The organism is Mesorhizobium waitakense (assembly GCF_056431085.1).
The window spans coordinates 76,216-93,469 of the sequence record NZ_JBWKME010000017.1 but is presented as its reverse complement, the minus strand read 5'-3'; the positions used below and the strand labels follow the sequence as shown (position 1 = coordinate 93,469).

Here is a 17,254-nt window from a genome sequence, read left to right as displayed (position 1 = left end):
GTGAAACCGGAGCGACAGGCTCGACTGGAGCAACCGGAGCAACTGGCTCGACCGGGGCAACTGGTGAAACCGGAGCGACAGGCTCGACTGGAGCAACTGGTGAAACCGGAGCAACTGGCTCGACCGGGGCAACTGGTGAAACCGGAGCGACAGGCTCGACTGGAGCAACTGGTGAAACCGGAGCAACTGGCTCGACTGGAGCAACTGGTGAAACCGGAGCGACAGGCTCGACTGGAGCAACCGGAGCAACTGGCTCGACCGGGGCGACTGGTGAAACCGGCGCGACTGGTGAAACCGGCGCGACTGGTGCGACTGGTGAAACCGGCGCGACAGGCTCGACTGGAGCCACCGGCTCGACCGGAGCGACTGGTGATACCGGCGCGACTGGAGCGACAGGTGCAACCGGCTCGACTGGTGCGACTGGTGACACCGGGGCGACTGGCTCCACCGGAGCAACTGGTGATACCGGCGCGACTGGCTCGACCGGAGCAACTGGCTCGACCGGAGCGACCGGCGATACCGGAGCGACTGGCTCGACTGGAGCGACTGGCTCGACTGGAGCAACTGGTGATACCGGCGCGACTGGAGCGACCGGCGATACCGGTGCGACTGGAGCGACGGGCTCGACTGGAGCTACCGGTGATACCGGTGCGACTGGCTCGACCGGAGCCACAGGTGCAACTGGCGATACGGGAGCGACCGGAGCGACCGGTTCGACAGGCTCGACCGGCTCGACTGGCGCAACCGGCTCGACAGGCTCGACTGGAGCAACCGGCTCGACTGGTGCAACTGGCTCGGCCGGCTCGACAGGTGCGACCGGAGCGACCGGCTCGGGCGGTGGGACCGGTGACCGCGACCATGGCAATAACGGCTTTGGCAATGGAGATCAGGATGCACCTGGTGGTTCCGGGAACAATAACAATGGCGAAAACGGCCCTGGTCACAAAGCCACCGTCACGGCCAACTCCCTCGGGCTCAAGGACTCCAAGCAGTTCCTGCAATCCGGCCCGACCAGCAGCGACACCCACGGCCATGCCTCGTTCCAGCAACTCGTCGGCCTGGCCGGAGGTTCGGTGACGACCGATCTCTTGAACGTTCTCAACACGATCAAGGGCTTTGGTCCAAATCAGAACAAGACATCCGGCGCAACGTCCGACTTGACTTCGGACAAGGGCAAGCAAGGCGCCGGATACGCCAGCACCGACGACACGCTGAAGAAGGCAATGAAGGATATTCTGAAGCCGAATGACTGAGTGCAGGTTGCAGAAAGAACGCGCGGCCCTTGCTAGAACGCAAGGGCCGCGCGTTCACCATTTCCAGGCGGACAAAGGGCTCGTGCGGCCGGCCCGTTCGGAATATACTGGGCTTTGCCGGAAGTCCCGGCTGGGACGGCTTGCCCGGGGCATCCTTGAACCCTCGCTAGCGGGTCGGAGGGGAAGTGCATGGTGAGCGTACCTCTGAACGCCGAAGCCGGGCCAATCCCGATCCGCGCAGACGCGGACGCGACCGGCAAGGTTGGCAGCGAGAGCGAGGCGGCGAGGATCCCCGGCGGACCCGCCGAGTTCGACCGGATCGGGCCGCGCCTCACGGCGATGCTACGGGTCGCGCGCTATCATGGCGTCGAACTCGACCCGAACGAGTTCAGGGTGGCGAGCGCAAACCCGGTTCCAAACGCGGCTGATCTCTCGCAATGGGCCCAGAGCGGCGGCATGTGGTCGCGCGCGCTTCGCATCCGCTGGTCGCATCTCCTGCGTTTCGAGCACACTGGCCCGGTCGTCCTGCTGTTCAATGACGGTGGCGCGGGTCTCCTCACCGGGGCCAGCCCGGAGCGGAATGTCGTCTTCCTCAAGAGCGCGGACGCGCCCGACGATGCCGAAGCCATCGCCATTGACGAGTTGCGGCTGTCGCAGGTGTGGGCGGGTGAGGCGGTGCTGTTGCGTCCGGCGCGATCCTACATCGCCGCCGATGCGCCTTTCACCCTCCGCTGGCTGATCGACCTGGTACGGTTCGAAAGCCGTTCCATGCGTGACATCGGTATCGCCTCGTTCACGCTCAGCGTCCTTACCGTTCTGCCGCCTCTCATCGTCATGACGCTGGTCAACAAGGTGCTGCAGTTCAACAGCGTTTCGACCCTCGTGCTCCTGTCGGCCATAATTGCCGTCATGTTCGTTTACGAGACGCTCCTCGGTCACGCCCGACGGCTCATCATCAACGTTGTCGGTGCCCGGCTGGACACCAAACTGAACCTGCATGTCTTCAGCAGGCTCCTGCGTCTGCCACTCGACTATTTCGAGCGTCATCCGGCCGGCGAGACGATGTACCACCTCGCGCAGATCTATCGCATCCGCGAGTTCCTGACCGGAAAACTCCTCAGCACGTTCCTGGATCTGATCACGCTCTGCGTGCTGATCCCGGTCATGTTCTACATCAACGCTACGTTGGGCTGGATGGTGCTTGCCTGCGCGGTAGTGATCATGTTGATCATCTTCGCCTTTCTCGGACCAATGCGCCGCAGCTACCAGCAGGTGGTCGACGCGGAGACCTGGAAGGCGGCGGCGCTCGGCGAAACCGTCGTCGGCATCAAGACGGTGAAGGCGCTCGGTCTCGAACCGCAACGCAAGGCGCTTTGGGACGAGCGGGTGGCGGATGCGGGCAGGGCGCGCCTTGCCTTCGGGCAGCTCGCCAACTGGCCGCAGACGCTCGTCACGCCGATCGAGCGTGCGATGGTTCTGGGCACCATGCTGATCGGAGCTTATCTCGCGATGAGCGACAGGTCCGGGTACATGATCGGCAGCCTGTTCGCATTCATGATGATCGCCCAGCGCGTCGCGCAGCCTCTCGTCGGCCTTGCTCGACTGGTCGAGGACTTCGAGGAGGTCGGGGCGGCAATCGGCGAGGCGGGATCCGTCCTCAACCGACCGCTGGAAAGCAGTTCGAATTCCACTGGCCTGAGGCCGAAGCTCGTTGGCGAGATCAGTTTCCGTGACCTGACCTTCACCTACATCGCCACCAAGACGCCCGCGCTCGACCGGGTCAGCTTCGACATTCCGGCAGGGACGATGTTCGGTATCGTCGGGCGCAGCGGTTCAGGAAAATCGACGATTGCGCGGCTGCTGCAGGGGATCAATCGCGATTACAGCGGTTTTCTCAAGCTGGACGGCGTCGACCTCAAGGAAATCAACCTGCGCCACCTTCGCCAGGGGCTCGGCGTGGTCCTCCAGGATAATTTCCTTTTCCGCGGCTCGATTCGTGACAACATCATCGCCGGGCGTCCCGGCTTGACCCTTTCCGACGCCATGCGAGCCGCTCACCTTGCTGGCGCCGAAGAGTTCATCGAACGCATGCCGAACGGTTATGACACCTATATCGAGGAAGGTTCGCCCAACCTGTCGGGTGGTCAAAAGCAGCGGCTGGCGATCGCGCGCGCGCTCATCCACGATCCGACCGTCCTGATCCTCGACGAGGCGACCAGCGCGCTCGACCCGGAGAGCGAGGCGGTGGTCAGCGCCAATCTCATGCGCATCGCCAGGGGCCGCACGATGATTATCGTTTCGCACCGGCTTTCCTCGCTGACCGAGTGCGACCAGATCCTGGTCATGGATCAGGGCAAGGTCCTTGATGTCGCGCCGCATGCGACCCTGCTCGAACGATGCGCGGTCTACCGCCAGCTTTGGTTGCAGCAGAACCGGCATCTCGACAGCCGCCACGGCCGTCTGGCCGCTGTGCCGCCGCGACTTGTTTGAGCATCGGCTTCGGGGCGCCCCATGAGCAGCATCAGCATCACCCAATCCAGCCTTCCCGCCCGCCGGCGCCGGACAGAACCGAGCGATCCGACGATGCCCGCCATCCTGGAATTCCAGTGGCCGTCGACGGCTATCGCCAATGCGCCTGTTCCGCGAATGGCGCGCGGCGTCGTCTGGATCATCACGAGCATGGTCATCGCCCTGATAACACTTGCAGGGATCATACCGGTCGATCAGGTCGTCACCACCAGAGGGCTCGTGGTGTCGCAATCGCCAAACATCGTGGTGCAGCCGCTCGAGACAGCGATCGTGCGCTCGATCGAGGTGCGCGAAGGACAGCGCGTGCGAGCCGGTCAAACCCTTGCCCGCCTCGATGCGACCTTCGCCTCGGCTGACCTCACTGCGCTGGCGACACAGGTTTCGACGCTTGAAGCCGAAGTGGCGCGGTTGAAAGCGGAGGCCGACGGCAAGCCCTTCAACTATGACGGCCTGGACCCGAGTTGGACCCTGCAGGCGTCAATCTATGATCGCCGCAAAGCCGTCTACGACGCCAAGCTGGCCAGTTTCGACCGGCAGAGCGATGAACTCAGTTCCGTGATCTCGCGTTCCCAGTCCGATGCTGACGGCTACCGCCAGCGGCTGGCCGTCGCGGCCTCGATCGAACAGATGCGCAAGCAACTGGAAGAAAGACAGGTGGGGAGCCGCCTCAACACGCTTCTGGCCGAGGACAACTCGGCGGAAATGTCCCGGGCGCTCGGCAATGCCTTGCAGACATCGGAAGCCGCCAAGCGACAGCAGGCGACGGTGTCCGCCGACCGCGATGGCTACATCCAGAGCTGGCGCGCCGAAGTCTCGCAAGGCCTGTCGGAGGCGGGATCGCGCATGTCCGACGCCCGTGAGCTTCTCAACAAGGCGAAGCTGCGCAAACAGCTGGTCGAGCTGAAGAGCGAGGCGGATGCCATCGTCCAGTCGGTAGCCAAGGTCTCCGTCGGCTCGATCCTGCAGTCCGGCGACCGATTGATCACGCTGGTGCCGGACGACGCGGTGCTGGAGATCGAGACGAACATTGTCGGTCGCAGTAGTGGGTTCGTCCATGTCGGCGATCCAGTGGCCATCAAGTTCGACACGTTTCCATATTCGCAATATGGCGTCGCTCACGGCACTGTGCGCGCGGTCAGCCCGGATTCTTTCTCGGCTCGCGAACAAGCGCGCGACCCGAACAGCTCGTTGGCCATGCTGCCCCAGGACGCTGACCTGTTCTATCGCACGCAGATTTCCATCGACCAGGTCGCCCTCCATGGCGTGCCCGCCGGTTTCACGATCAGCCCTGGCATGCCGGTGACCGCCGACGTCAAGGTCGGCCGCCGCACCGTGCTCAAGTACATTCTCGGCGCCGTGCTCCCCGTAGGCCAGGAAGCGATGCGGGAGCCATAGGCTTGGGTGCCGTGCCGCGACAAACGGAGGTATGAGTTCTCGCATCGATGGCAATCCTTGACCGGCTGACTGCCCTTGCCCCGCCGGCGCTGGTGTTGCGCCGGGCGATAAAGCTTTCCGACAGTGGCAAGCCTTCAGAAGCCTTTCCGCTGATGGCAATTGCCGCACGCGCCGGCATCACCGAGGCCGAATACCGGGTCGCTCGTTGCTATCTCGAAGGTTTGGGTGTGCCGCCGAGCCGGTCGGAAGGCGCGCGCTGGCTGCGGCGAGCGGCCGATCACGGCAGCCCCGATGCGCAGTCGCTTCTCGCCGCGCTTTACGTGGCTGGACTGGCGACACAGGAGCCCGACGGCAATCGCATCGGATCGGAAAGCCTGTTCGAACGGGATTCCTCGCGGCAGCCGGAATTCGCGCCAGCGCTCGGTCTCGCCAAAAAGGCAGCCGAAGCCGGCTCCCCGACCGGGCAGGCAATCCTCGGCTATATCCTCAGCAGAGGCCCCGAAGCGATGCGCGACCTCGATGCGGCGCATGGCTGGTATGAGAAGTCCGCGGCTGCCGGCTGCCCCGAGGGATGCCTGGGCCTTGCTCTTTCGCTCGCCCGGCGCAGGCAACCTGGGCAGGCAGACAAGATTGCCGCCGAGGTTCGACGCGCTGCCGACGCGGGCCTGCCCACCGCAATCTACCTCCTTGGGGTGCTGACCGAGCATGGGCGCGGCGTGCCGGTCGATCGAGCGGCAGCGGCGCGATTGTATCAGCTTGCTGCGGAGAAAGGCCTTCCCTCGGCCCAGTTCCGGTTGGGATTGGGGCTCATCGATGGTGGCCTTGCGGGTCAGGATATCGCGGCCGGCGAGGCGTGGCTGCGGCGCGCCGCATTGGCGGGAAATATAGAGGCAGCCTACCGTCTCGGCGATCGCTATGTGAAGAGTTCGCAGCCGGACTATGCGGAGGCCGCGACGTGGTATCGACGCGCGGCCGATGCAGGCCATCAGGCCGCCGCCCGCGCCTTGGCATCGCTCTATCTCTCGGGAAACGGTGTCGCCCAGGACGTCGAGGAGGGAGCGCGCTGGCTGCGCACGTCCGCAAATGCGGGAAATCAGGAAGCGCAGGTCGACTTTGCCAATCTGGTCCTCGAAGGGGCAGGCGAGCCTGACGACCGCGACCGCGCCAGCATTGCCGGATGGTTCGAGGCGACCGCCTCGTCGGGCGATCTGGTTGCAGCCTTCAACCTCGGGCTCTGCTTTGCCCAGGGCGTCGGCGTGCGAAAGGACGAGGAGCAGGCGGCGCAATGGGTGAGGCGCGCGGCCGAAGGCGTGGCCGAGGCGCAATATGCGTATGCGCGCATGCTTCAGGATGGGCGCGGCGTGGCCGCCGACCAGAAACAAGCCCGTCTTTGGTTTGAGCGGGCGGCCAACGCCGGCATGGTCGACGCGCAGGTGGCGCTTGCCGAAATGCTTCTCAATGGGCGCGGCGGCGCATCCTTGCCCGTGGCTGCGGCGCAGTTGTTCAAGCGGGCCGCCGCCGCCGACCACGTCGGGGCGATGTTTGCGATCGGCGCCCTGTACGGGAGTGGCCAGGGTCTGTCACTCGACCCGGCGGCAGCGCAGAAATGGTTCACGGCCGCCGCCGAGCGGGGACATGGCCAGGCCCAACTCATGCTCGGGCGCTATCTTTCCAATGGCCTTGCCGGGGACCACGACCCGGCAGCCGGTCGCCTGTGGTTCGAGCGAGCGGCTGCACAAGGTGTTCAGGAAGCCGTCGACGAACTCGCCGAGCTCGCCTCGATTTGAGGCTGGTGTGGCGGTCGCTACAGGTTTGCTACACGACCCGCTTACCGGATCGGCGTCTCGCCGCGAAACAGCGGCTGGTGCGCACACATCAAGGTGGCGATCCGGTCGGCTACTTTTCGTACCGGCGGGGCGTGACGCTCCTCGTGATGGGTGACGATCCACTGGTCTGTTTCGAGTTCGGGGATAGGCTGGGCGACGCGAACCAGCCGCGGATCGCTGTCACCGACGAAGCACGGGAAGACCGAAAGGCCGGCGCCGGCGGCCACCAGTTCGCGCACCGAATGGGTGTTGTTGCCGCGCACCGCGATGCGGTCGCCATGATGGGCTTGCAGCCAGCGCGCCGAAGCAATGTTTGCCCCTTCGCCGGTGACGCCCACGAACAACCCGGCGGCGATGCCGTTGATCAGGTGGCGTCCGGAATAGATGGCGTGGGCGACCTTGCCGCTTAGACGGCCGGCCAGCCACTGTTCGGTCGGGCGCTCGCTGCGGATGCCGATGTCGGCGGCACGGCGTCCGATATCGACCCTGTCGGTGGTGGTGACGAGTTCCACCCTGATGCCGTCATCGACCGTCCAGATCTCGCCGATATGGGCGGAAACGAAGGCCGAGGTCCATGGTCCGGCCGAGACGCGGACAATGCGGTCGGGCAGGCTTCCCTCGCGCCAGCGGGTCAGCGACTGCATTGCCGCCTCCACGTCCTCGGCGCGCCGCAGCAGTTCTTCGCCGACCGGGGTCAGGCGGTAGCCGGTCTGCTGACGCACGAACAGCGGTTCGCCGATCTGCTTTTCGAGCGCGGTGACGCGTCGTCCAAGGGTGGCTGCGCTGAGCCGCGTGGTTCTTGTCGCCGCGCTCAGGCCACCCAGCCGCGCAACGTCGAGAAACAACCTCAGATCGTCCCAGCCGATATCCATTTTGCAGAAATGAAAAACTCCTTGCGACCCTGGCTGTAGCGCGAAGCAGGCATCATACGCAAGTATGCAGGCCTTGGAGGTGTTGGACAATCCTGCCTGGCGGGACCGTGCCCAAGCACCTCAGCTGGCCAGCAAGCCAGTGCAATCCCTTCGATCGCGCATGCGCTTGGCACGGATGCTTTGCGCTTTCGACCAACCAGGCGCGCGGCCATCCGCGCGCCAGAGGAGACGATCATGTTGGATGAACTTCGACGCCGTTTCGCCCGCTGGCGCGCCTATCGCCAGACGCTTGCGAGCTTGAGGCGTGTGCCGGACAGCACGCTGGCGGACGCCGGCATTTCTCGCCAGGAGATCCGCAAGCGCGCCCGCCAAGCCAGCCAGCGTCTTTGAGATCGTGGAGGGGCGTGCGCCGAGACCGCCTGGTGCGGTTCCACCGTTTCAGGCAAAACGCAGAACCGCTCTATCGGCTGCCGAGCGCGGCGCTCAAGGTACCGGTGCGCCGGCTTCGATCAGGCGGGCCTGCTTGAGATCGGCCCACAAAGCCGGCGGAATGTCCTCGCGCAGATAGGCCAGGTTCTGTTTCAGCTCGTCGGCTGATCGCGCGCCCGGAATGACGCTTGATACGAGGGGATGGCCGAGCGGGAACTGAAGCGCGGCCGCCGGGAGCGACACCTTGTGACTGATGCAGATCGCCTCGATGCGGCGGACGCGCTCGAGCACCGGCTCAGGCGCCGGCCTGGTGTTGAAGGTTGCGCCCTTGACGGCGCCGGTGGCCAGGATGCCGGAATTGTAGGGTCCGCCGATGATGATCCTAGTGCCGCGCTGCTCGCACAGCGGCAGCAAGGTCGCCAGCGGTTCCTGCTCGAGCAAGGTGTAGCGGCCGGCGAGCAGGAAATAGTCAAACGCACCCGCCACGACGAAGTCGGACAGCATCTGCCATTGGTTGATGCCGACGCCGACCGCCTTGATGACGCCTTGCGAACGCAATTCGTCGAGCGCCGGATAGGCGCCGTCCATCGCTTCCCTGAAACGGCTTCTGGCATAGGGATCCTCGCCTGGGCCGAAATGAATGGCTTCGTCCGGATCATGGATCGAGACCATGTCGACATAGTCGGTGTCGAGGCGCTTCAGCGTTCCTTCGAGCGAACGCATCACGGCGTCACGCGAATAGTCGAACTCGGCGCGGAATGAGCCGGGCTGGTCCCACAGCGCCGGCTGAAGCTCCTCGGGCGGGATCGGCACGAGGTCGTAGCCGATCTTCGACGAGATGACGATGTCCGCGCGGGGTAAGGATCTGATCGCCAGCCCAAGCCGGGTCTCGCTCACGCCAAAGCCATAGACGGGTGCTGTGTCGAAATAGCGGATGTCATTGTCATAGGCCGCGTGCACCGTCTGGACCGCGGCATCGGTGTCGACGGCGCGATACATATTGCCCAGCCCGGTGCCGCCGAGCCCGATCGTCGTCACCTTCAGGCCGTTCTTCGCGACAGCCCTGAATTCGATTTCAGCCATTTTCTCTTCCTGTGATCGCTGCTGTTCTTCGTGCCGGCCAAGCGGCTTCCCGCACCACGCTCGGGCCGCGAAAGGCCGGTCGTGAATCCGGTGTCGAAAAAGCATTGACACAAAAGTTGTCATATAACAATGTAACCAGACGACAAATGTGGGCAAGCCCGCAAAACGAAGAGGGAGGAACCAAGTGGACGACGAAACGAAAAATCAGATGGAGATGGTCAATGCCGCCATCAGCCGGCGCAGTGCCTTTGCGCTGGCTGGCAAACTCGGCCTCGGTGCCGCCGGCCTGGCCAGCGGATTGGCGGGTGCCGGACTTGCCGGCGGTGTCAGCGCCGCGAAAGCAGCTGACACATCGGCCGGGCTGCCGAAGAAGCCCTACAAGTTCCACTTCGTCTGCCATGTGACGCTCGACCAGTTCTTCACCCCGACCGTCTATGGCATCCAGGACGCCTGCGCGGCCTTTGGCTGCAGCTACCAATGGACGGGTTCGCAGAAGAACGTCGTCTCCGAGATGGTCAGCGCCATGCAGACCGCGATCGCGCAGAAATCGGACGGCATTGCGGTCTGCCTGGTCGATCCGACCGCCTTCGACGCCGCCACCGACATGGCCGCGCAGGCCGGCATTCCGGTCGTCGCCTTCAACGCCGACGTGCCGGTCGGCAGCCCCAACAAGCGGCTGTCCTATGTCGGCCAGCCGCTCTATCAGTCCGGCTACAACTCGGCGCTGAAGTGGCTGAAGCTGATCCCCAAGGGCGGCCACGTCATGCTGTCGATCGGCGTGCCCGGTTCGCTCAACACGCAGCCGCGCCTCGATGGCTACATCCAGGCGATCAAGGACAGCGGCAGCGGCGTCACTTACGATGTCGTCAACACCGGTCCGGATCCGGCAACCGAAATCTCGCGCGTCGAGAGCTACTATCTCAGCCACAAGGACGTGAAGGGCATGTTCGGCACCGGCGGTTCCGACACCTATGCCTGCGGTTTCATCTCCAACAAATATGGCCTGGTGAAAGCCGGCGGCGCCGTGGCCGGCTTCGACCTCTTCCCGCAGACGCTGGACTTCATCAAGTCCGGCGACGTCAACTTCACCACCGACCAGCAGGCCTATCTGCAGGGCTTCCTGCCGGTCCAGCAGATGTATCTCTACAAGCTGTCGGGCGGTCTCGTCGGTCCGGCCAACAGCGACACCAGCCAGGCCTATGTGACCAAGGACAATGTCGACGCCTATGTCGGCAAGTCCCGCTTCGAGGGCCGCAGCGACGTCGAGCCGACCTGACGCAGTTCAGCCAAGCGAAAACTCCTGCCCTCGCCACGTCATTGTCCGATGACGTGGCGAGAGCGCCGCTGACTGCCGTCGCCGATCCCCGCCCAGAATTCGAAATCAGGAAGACAAGAGTGCCGCCAATCGCAATCGCAAAAGCCGGGAAGGGCGCCGTTGGCGTCAAGGTTCCGCAGACGATGACGGAGAGGCTGCTCATCCTGCTTTCCCGTTATCGCGAGGCCAGCATCGCCGTCGTCGCCATCGTGCTTGTGGTCTATTTCCAGGTCGGCAGCGATGGCGGGTTCCTGTCGCCGCAATTCATGAGCGTCGTGCTGCGCGACACTGGCCGGCTCGGCCTGATCGCGGCTGCCGAAGTCATGCTGATGATCACCGGCGAGATCGACCTTTCGCTGAGCGCCATCTTCTCGATCGCGCCCTATGTCATGGCGCTGATGTCGGTCACCTGGGGCGTGCCGCTGGCCGTCGGCGCCGTTGTCGGCGTCTTGATCGGTGTGCTGGTCGGCGCCATCAACGGCATCATCACGGTGCGTTTCCGCGTGCCCTCGCTGATCACCACGGTGGGCATGCTGTTCTTCCTGCAAGGCATCGTCGTCTCGATCTACAACAGCCAGCCGATCGTAGCGCCGGTCGAGCAGCCCTTCAACGCGATCTTCGGGCAGAGCCTCTACCAGCCGTCGGATGCGCTCCTCTCCTGGCATGGCGTGACCGCCTTCACGCCCTTCCTGTGGGCGGTGCTGATCGTGCTGGCGCTGGCACTGGCGCTCAACCGCACCACCTTCGGTCTGCACACGATTGCCACCGGCAGCAACATCATCGGCGCGCGCGAAGTCGGTGTGCGCACCGACCGCATGAAGATCTATAATTTCATGATCGCCGGCGGCTGTGCGGCCTTCGCCGGCATCATCAACACCTCCCAGTTCACCTCAGCCGACCCGCAGGCCGGCAGCCCGTTCCTTACCTTGCAGGCGATCGCCGCGGCAGTCATCGGCGGCACCTCGCTGCTGGGTGGCTCCGGCACCGTTATGGGCGCGCTGATCGGCGCGTTCGTGGTCGCCTCGCTCAACAATGGCCTGGTGATGATCGGTGCCCAGGCCACCGTTTCCGACATCTATCTGGGCGCTGCGATCATCGCGGCGATGATCCTGAGCATCCAGGTCGACCGGCTGCGCACAAGGAGGCGCCTATGAACACGCAGACCATTCCGCCGCTCGCGGCCGACGCGCCCGTCGTCCTGGAAATGTCCAACATCTCCAAGAGTTTCGGCGCCGTCACAGCACTTGTCGACGTCTCGATCAAGCTGCGCCGGGGCGAGGTCCTGGCCCTGGTGGGCGACAATGGCGCGGGCAAGTCGACGCTGATCAAGATCCTGTCAGGATTTCACCAGCCCGACACAGGCACGATCGTCTCGCAAGGCAAGGAAGTGCGTTTCGCCTCGCCGCGCGACGCGCGCGCCCAGGGCATCGAAACCGTCTACCAGGACCTTGCGCTGATCGGCGACCTCAGCGTCTTCCACAACATGTTCCTCGGCCGCGAATACCACAAGCGCATCCTGGGGCTGAACCTGCTCGACAACAGGAAGATGCGCGAACAGGCGCAACTCTACCTGGACACGCTGGGCATCTCGATTCCCAGCGTCAACAGCACCGTCGACCTCCTTTCGGGCGGACAGCGTCAGTGCATCGCCGTTGCCCGCTCGATCTATTCGTCGCCCAGGATCCTGGTCCTTGACGAGCCGCTGGCGGCACTCGGCGTGCGCGAGAGCGCGCATGTCCTGGGCCTGATCCAGAACCTGCGCCAGCAGCGCCAGGTCTCGGTGATCCTGATCGTCCACAACTACAACCAGATCTTCGAAGTCTGCGACCGCATCAACTTCCTGCATTCGGGCGAGGTCGCGCTGGACGCCTCCACCGCCGACACCAGCGAGGAGGAATTGATCCGCATCGTCAAGTCGGGCCTCGGCCGCAAGGCAATCGACGCCGCCGCGGCCGAAGTCCGGCCCGGCATCGTATGAACCCACCCAACGCCACGGCTGCCAAAATTCCTGCCGGCCAAACCGTCCATGCCGATTTGGCGGCCCCACACACGGAGTACTCGTTTTGACGTTCTCACCGACCGAGCTGACCAAATCCCTTGGCCGCGGGCTGCTGTCCTTTCCGCTGACCTTTTTCGACGATGCCGGCGCCTTCAACGAGAAAGGCTATCGCGCCCATGTCGCGCAGCAGGGCGCTGCCGGAGCGAGCGGGCTTTTCGCCGCCGGCGGCACGGGCGAGTTCTTCTCGCTGACGCTCGAGGAATACAAGCGTGTTGTGCGGGCAGCGTCGGACGAGGTTCCTGATCACCTGCCGCTGCTGGCCGGCGTCGGCTACGGCACGCATATGGCGGTCGAGTTCGCCAAGGCCGCGGAGGCCAACGGCGCCGACGGTTTGCTGGTGCTGCCGCCCTACCTCGTAAAGTCCGAACAGGATGGCCTGCGCCGGCATCTGACCGCCATCTGCCGCTCGGTCGGTATCGGCGTGATCGCCTATAACAGGGACAATGCGGTGCTGACGCCCGAGACCCTCGACCGGTTGGCGCAGGACTGCCCGAACCTGATCGGGCTCAAGGACGGCGTCGGCGACATCGAGCTTCTCACCGCCTTGCGCTACCGGATGGACGACCGCCTGATCTTCATCGGCGGCATGCCGACGGCCGAAGTCCATGCCAGTGCCGCCGCTGCTATCGGCATGACGACCTATTCGTCGGCGATCTATAATTTCGCCCCCGAGATGGCGCTGCGTTTCTTCAACGCCTTGCGCGCCGGCCGCATGGCTGAGGTCGGCGATCTCGTCCGCAGCTTCTTCCTGCCCTATCTCGCCATCCGCAACCGGCGCGCCGGCTACGCCGTCTCGATCGTCAAGGCCGGCGCGCGCATTGCCGGGATCGACTGCGGGCCGGTGCGGTCGCCGCTGCTTGACCTCACAGCGGATGAAGAGCGGCAGCTCGCGGCGCTCATGCAGTCCTGCCGCATGCCGGTTGGAGAGCTGGCGTGAAATCACGGAACGAAGGTCAGGCTCGACGCCGTGCTACGAGCTGACCGAACCGTCGACCATGCGGCGATAGCGCTCGCGGCCCGCCTCCAGATGCTCGCGCAAGGTGAAGCGGGCGGCCTCGACATTCTGCCGCTCGATGGCTTGGTAGATGCGGCGGTGCTCCGTCTGGACCTGTTCGAGATAAAGCCGCCGCTGCTCCGGCGTTTCGGCCCGCGGGCGGATCGACTGCCGCGGAATGATGACGGGTCCGAGAAAATGCATGAAGCGCTCGAAATAGGGATTGCCGGTGGCCGAGGCGATCGCCCGGTGGAAGGCAAAATCCGGCTCGATGGCACTGTCACCGGCCGCGATCGACGCGTCGATGGCGTCGAGGCAATCGCGCATGCGGGCAAGGTCGTCGTCGCTGCGCTTCTCAGCGGCGATGCCGGCGGCTTCGAGTTCCACGGCGAGCCGCAGCTGCAGCACGTTCTGGACTTCCGTCAGCGAACGAAGTTCGTCGGAGATGATGCGAAATGTGGTGTTGGCCTCGTGGTCGGCGACGAACACGCCCGAACCCTGCCGGCTGATGACCAGCCCTTCCGAGCGCAGCGAGGCCATCGCCTCGCGGATCACCGTACGGCTCACTCCGAATTGCGCGATCAGTTCCTGCTCGGTCGGTAGTTTCTCGCCACTGGTCAGATGGCCGGCGCGTATTTCGCGCGCAAACCAGTCGGCCACCTGCGCCGTGCGGCTGATCTGAGGGGGAAGGCCAAAGGAACGTTTCATCGCCACCAAGCAATAAACGAACCGCTGTTCTTGGCAACCGATTATTTATATGGTGATATGATGACATTCGCCAGTCGCTTGAAGCGCCCAACAGCCACTCGCCTTGCCGGGCCGGCGCGAACATGTCTCCTGCTACCATGAAAGGACAGGGATTGGCTCTCTCCGATAAACCGGTGCTGTTGACCGGGGCATCCGGCACGATCGGACGCCTGCTTTCGGTCAGGCTGGCAGAACTGGGCTGGACCTTGCGGCTGACCGATGTGGTGCCCTTGCCATTCCCGCTGCCGCAAAACGCAAGTTTCGATCGTGTCGATCTCGAGGACCAGCAGGCGGTGACCGATCTTGCCCGAGGCTGCGGGCTGATCCTGCATTTCGGTGGCATCTCCACCGAAAAATCCTTCGAAACGGTGCTCGGCCCCAATCTGCGCGGCAGCTTCCACATCTACGAGGCGGCGCGCAGCCAGAAGGCACGCGTGGTGTTCCCGTCCTCCGTGCACGCGGTCGGCCTCTATGAGCGGACCGAGATTCTCGACCAGGACTGCTTGTTGCGCCCGGATGGCTATTACGGCCTGTCGAAGGCCTATGGCGAAATGCTGGCGCGGCTTTACTGGGACAAGCATGCGGTCGAAAGCGTGCTGATCCGCATCGGCTCGGTGCTGCCTGAGGTGCCTGATGAACGGATCCTGTCGACCTGGATATCGCATGACGATTTCGTCCGCCTGGTCGAACGCTGCGCCGAGGCTGAGCATGTCGGCTGCTCGGTCATCTGGGGAGCGTCCAACAACAGCCGCGGCTTCTGGCGGGACGATGCCAGGCGCAAGATCGGCTGGACGCCGCTGGACAGTTCCGACAGCCAGGCCGAACGCGTCCGCGGCAAGGTGACGGACAACCCGGTCGTGGAGCGCTACCAGGGCGGCAAATTCATCGTCGTCGACTATAGCCGCACGGACTTTCCGCCGCGTTCGATGTTCCCGGACGAATGATCTGGCTACACCGGCAACTGGCCCCGCCCGGCGATCATGTCGGCAGCCTTTTCGGCGATCATGATGACGGCGGCGTTGGTGTTTGACGACACGATGCTTGGCATCACCGAGCTGTCGCAGACGCGCAGGCCCTGAAGCCCGCGCACGCGAAGCTCGGGATCGACGACACTTTGCGCATCGCCGCCCATTCGGCAGGAGCCGACCGGATGGTAGGCGCTGCGGCCATGCTCGCGGGCGAAGGCTTCCAGCGCCGCGCGTCCCTTGGTTGCGGCACCCGGAAGGTGCTCCCGGCTGATGTATTTGGCGAAGGCCGGCTGGGACAGGATCTCGCGGCTGATCTCGATGCCGTCGACGGCGCGCTCCAGGTCGTAGCGTTCGGCAAAAGGGTTAGGATCGATGATTGGCGGATCGCACAGATCCGCTGATCTCAGCGTGACGCTGCCGCGCGAGCGGGGGCGGACATGGTAGGAGTTCAGCGTGCAGCCATTGCCGCCGGGAACCGAGCCGATGCCTTCCTCGACGCCGGCGCCGGGCAGGAAATGGAACTGGATATCCGGCGTCTTCTCCGCATGGTCGCCCCACCAGAAGCCGCCGGCTTCGACGATGTTGGACGCCACCGGCCCCTTGCCGAACAGCGCGTATTCGAGGCCGGCGACCGCCTGCCAGCGCTTCTTCTTGTAGCGGTCGATGCCGTGCGGCCCGTTGAGTTCGGCGACGACGTCGACATCCATATGATCGTGCAGGTTCTGGCCGACGCCGGCGAGGTCGTGGATCACCTCGATGCCGTGCGCGCTGAGATGCTCGGCCGGGCCGATGCCGGACAACATCAGAAGTTTGGGCGAGCCGATGGCGCCGGCGGTGACGATCACCTCGCGCCCGGCGCGCAACAGCTCGGTACTGCCGTCGACGACGATCTCGACGCCGATGGCGCGGCCGTTCTCGACAATGATGCGGCTGACCATGGCGTCGGTGCGCAAGGTAAGGTTCCTGCGGCCGAGCGCCGGCCTGAGATAGGCGACTGCCGTGCTGCTGCGTTTCCCCTGACGCGTCGTCGTCTGGTAGAATCCGGTGCCTTCCTGCTGGCCGGTATTGAAATCGGCCCTGAAGGGTAGGCCGGCCTGCTGCGCGGCCTTGACGAAGACCCGGGTCAGCGGATGCGGCGCGCCGCTCGAAACGCCGAGCGGGCCATCGGTGCCGTGCTGCGGACCGGCGAAAGTGTCGTTACCCTCGGAGCGCCGGAAATAGGGCAGCACGTCGGCGTAACTCCAGCCGCTGCAGCCATCGTCGACAGCCCATCCGTCGTAATCCTGCGGGCAACCGCGGGTGAACACCTGGGCGTTGATCGAGGAGCCGCCGCCCAGCACGCGCGCCTGCGGATAGACCATGGTGCGGCCGTCGATCGCCTTGCCGGGCGCCGTGTCATAGCCCCAAATCAGCGGTCCGGCCGTCATCTTGAAGAAGCCGACCGGCAGGTGGATGTAGCGATCAGTATCCGGCGGTCCGGCCTCTAGCAGGACGACGGACAGGTCCGGATCCTCACTCAGCCTGGCAGCCAGAATGCAGCCGGCCGAGCCGCCGCCGACGATGATGTAGTCCGGCATTCTCGCTCCCTCGTATGGGCACAAACGGCGCCCCCTCCCGCACGCGACGATCTCAAGTCGCTTGTGCCGCGTCAAGAGAAAGGGTATGGTTATCGTGTTGAAGGGTTGTCGTACAAGTGGAGGAGCTTGACAACCCGTCGATCGGAGGCCCGGCCGCGCTCCCCGCGCATGCCGCCGGGCGGGAAACAGAATTCAATCGGGAGGTTC

Annotated in this window: 14 protein-coding genes; 10 read left to right on the top strand and 4 right to left on the bottom strand. The window is 64.6% G+C overall.

All coding sequences use genetic code 11. The features are described 5' to 3' along the window. The 4 genes from AC07FD_RS05575 to AC07FD_RS05560 all read left to right on the top strand — a co-directional run. Positions 1 to 1,253 (top strand): beta strand repeat-containing protein (locus AC07FD_RS05575; protein WP_478349018.1); only part of this gene is annotated, 1,253 nt, incomplete at its 5' end. Positions 1,254 to 1,442: 189 nt separating this feature from the next. Beyond that, the gene (locus AC07FD_RS05570) at positions 1,443 to 3,743 is read left to right on the top strand and encodes a peptidase domain-containing ABC transporter (protein ID WP_478349017.1); all 2,301 of its coding nucleotides are present in this window, start codon (positions 1,443 to 1,445) and stop codon (positions 3,741 to 3,743) included. 21 nt (positions 3,744 to 3,764) lie between these two features. Further along, positions 3,765 to 5,177, top strand: a complete 1,413-nt coding sequence (locus AC07FD_RS05565; RefSeq protein WP_478349016.1) for an HlyD family type I secretion periplasmic adaptor subunit — start codon at positions 3,765 to 3,767, stop codon at positions 5,175 to 5,177. A gap of 47 nt (positions 5,178 to 5,224) precedes the next feature. Continuing rightward, on the top strand, positions 5,225 to 6,964 hold the full coding sequence (locus AC07FD_RS05560; protein ID WP_478349015.1) for a tetratricopeptide repeat protein: 1,740 nt from the start codon (positions 5,225 to 5,227) through the stop codon (positions 6,962 to 6,964). 41 nt (positions 6,965 to 7,005) lie between these two features. Here AC07FD_RS05560 and AC07FD_RS05555 read toward each other — a convergent pair whose 3' ends face one another. Further along, positions 7,006 to 7,875 (bottom strand): LysR family transcriptional regulator, encoded by an 870-nt coding sequence (locus tag AC07FD_RS05555; RefSeq protein ID WP_478349014.1) that lies wholly within the window; start codon positions 7,873 to 7,875, stop codon positions 7,006 to 7,008. 234 nt (positions 7,876 to 8,109) lie between these two features. Between AC07FD_RS05555 and AC07FD_RS05550 the strand changes: the two genes are divergently transcribed. After that, positions 8,110 to 8,265, top strand: a complete 156-nt coding sequence (locus AC07FD_RS05550) for a YjiS-like domain-containing protein (protein WP_478349013.1) — start codon at positions 8,110 to 8,112, stop codon at positions 8,263 to 8,265. A gap of 93 nt (positions 8,266 to 8,358) precedes the next feature. Here AC07FD_RS05550 and AC07FD_RS05545 read toward each other — a convergent pair whose 3' ends face one another. Beyond that, complete coding sequence (locus AC07FD_RS05545) at positions 8,359 to 9,387, bottom strand: aldo/keto reductase (RefSeq protein ID WP_478349012.1); 1,029 nt, start codon at positions 9,385 to 9,387, stop codon at positions 8,359 to 8,361. Positions 9,388 to 9,571: 184 nt separating this feature from the next. Between AC07FD_RS05545 and AC07FD_RS05540 the strand changes: the two genes are divergently transcribed. The 4 genes from AC07FD_RS05540 to kdgD all read left to right on the top strand — a co-directional run bounded on the left by AC07FD_RS05540 (position 9,572) and on the right by kdgD (position 13,698). After that, the gene (locus tag AC07FD_RS05540; RefSeq protein ID WP_478349011.1) at positions 9,572 to 10,663 is read left to right on the top strand and encodes a substrate-binding domain-containing protein; all 1,092 of its coding nucleotides are present in this window, start codon (positions 9,572 to 9,574) and stop codon (positions 10,661 to 10,663) included. Between the two features lie 119 nt (positions 10,664 to 10,782). Continuing rightward, the gene (locus AC07FD_RS05535) at positions 10,783 to 11,856 is read left to right on the top strand and encodes an ABC transporter permease (protein ID WP_478349010.1); all 1,074 of its coding nucleotides are present in this window, start codon (positions 10,783 to 10,785) and stop codon (positions 11,854 to 11,856) included. Continuing rightward, the gene (locus tag AC07FD_RS05530) at positions 11,853 to 12,680 is read left to right on the top strand and encodes an ATP-binding cassette domain-containing protein (RefSeq protein ID WP_478349009.1); all 828 of its coding nucleotides are present in this window, start codon (positions 11,853 to 11,855) and stop codon (positions 12,678 to 12,680) included. Before AC07FD_RS05535 ends, AC07FD_RS05530 begins: the two co-directional genes overlap by 4 nt. An 85-nt stretch (positions 12,681 to 12,765) precedes the next feature. Continuing rightward, the gene (gene kdgD / locus AC07FD_RS05525) at positions 12,766 to 13,698 is read left to right on the top strand and encodes a 5-dehydro-4-deoxyglucarate dehydratase (protein WP_478349008.1); all 933 of its coding nucleotides are present in this window, start codon (positions 12,766 to 12,768) and stop codon (positions 13,696 to 13,698) included. A 33-nt stretch (positions 13,699 to 13,731) separates the two neighbouring features. Here kdgD and AC07FD_RS05520 read toward each other — a convergent pair whose 3' ends face one another. Beyond that, a complete protein-coding gene (locus AC07FD_RS05520) occupies positions 13,732 to 14,463 on the bottom strand; it encodes a FadR/GntR family transcriptional regulator (protein WP_478349007.1) in 732 nt (243 codons plus the stop codon). 152 nt (positions 14,464 to 14,615) lie between these two features. Between AC07FD_RS05520 and AC07FD_RS05515 the strand changes: the two genes are divergently transcribed. Beyond that, positions 14,616 to 15,446, top strand: coding sequence for an NAD-dependent epimerase/dehydratase family protein (locus AC07FD_RS05515; RefSeq protein WP_478349006.1), 831 nt, complete (start codon positions 14,616 to 14,618; stop codon positions 15,444 to 15,446). Positions 15,447 to 15,451: 5 nt separating this feature from the next. Here the strand turns inward: AC07FD_RS05515 and AC07FD_RS05510 are convergent, their stop codons facing one another. After that, positions 15,452 to 17,047 carry a GMC family oxidoreductase gene (locus AC07FD_RS05510; RefSeq protein ID WP_478349005.1) on the bottom strand — a complete coding sequence of 532 codons (1,596 nt, stop codon included), beginning with the start codon at positions 17,045 to 17,047 and terminating at the stop codon, positions 15,452 to 15,454. Positions 17,048 to 17,254: the final 207 nt, after the last annotated feature.

Coding starts and splice junctions, on each gene's coding strand:
- AC07FD_RS05570 (WP_478349017.1), top strand. CDS start 1,443: ATGGTGAGCGTACCTCTGAACGCCGAAGCCGGGCCAATCCCGATCCGC.
- AC07FD_RS05565 (WP_478349016.1), top strand. CDS start 3,765: ATGAGCAGCATCAGCATCACCCAATCCAGCCTTCCCGCCCGCCGGCGC.
- AC07FD_RS05560 (WP_478349015.1), top strand. CDS start 5,225: ATGGCAATCCTTGACCGGCTGACTGCCCTTGCCCCGCCGGCGCTGGTG.
- AC07FD_RS05555 (WP_478349014.1), bottom strand. CDS start 7,875: ATGGATATCGGCTGGGACGATCTGAGGTTGTTTCTCGACGTTGCGCGG.
- AC07FD_RS05550 (WP_478349013.1), top strand. CDS start 8,110: ATGTTGGATGAACTTCGACGCCGTTTCGCCCGCTGGCGCGCCTATCGC.
- AC07FD_RS05545 (WP_478349012.1), bottom strand. CDS start 9,387: ATGGCTGAAATCGAATTCAGGGCTGTCGCGAAGAACGGCCTGAAGGTG.
- AC07FD_RS05530 (WP_478349009.1), top strand. CDS start 11,853: ATGAACACGCAGACCATTCCGCCGCTCGCGGCCGACGCGCCCGTCGTC.
- AC07FD_RS05520 (WP_478349007.1), bottom strand. CDS start 14,463: ATGAAACGTTCCTTTGGCCTTCCCCCTCAGATCAGCCGCACGGCGCAG.
- AC07FD_RS05510 (WP_478349005.1), bottom strand. CDS start 17,047: ATGCCGGACTACATCATCGTCGGCGGCGGCTCGGCCGGCTGCATTCTG.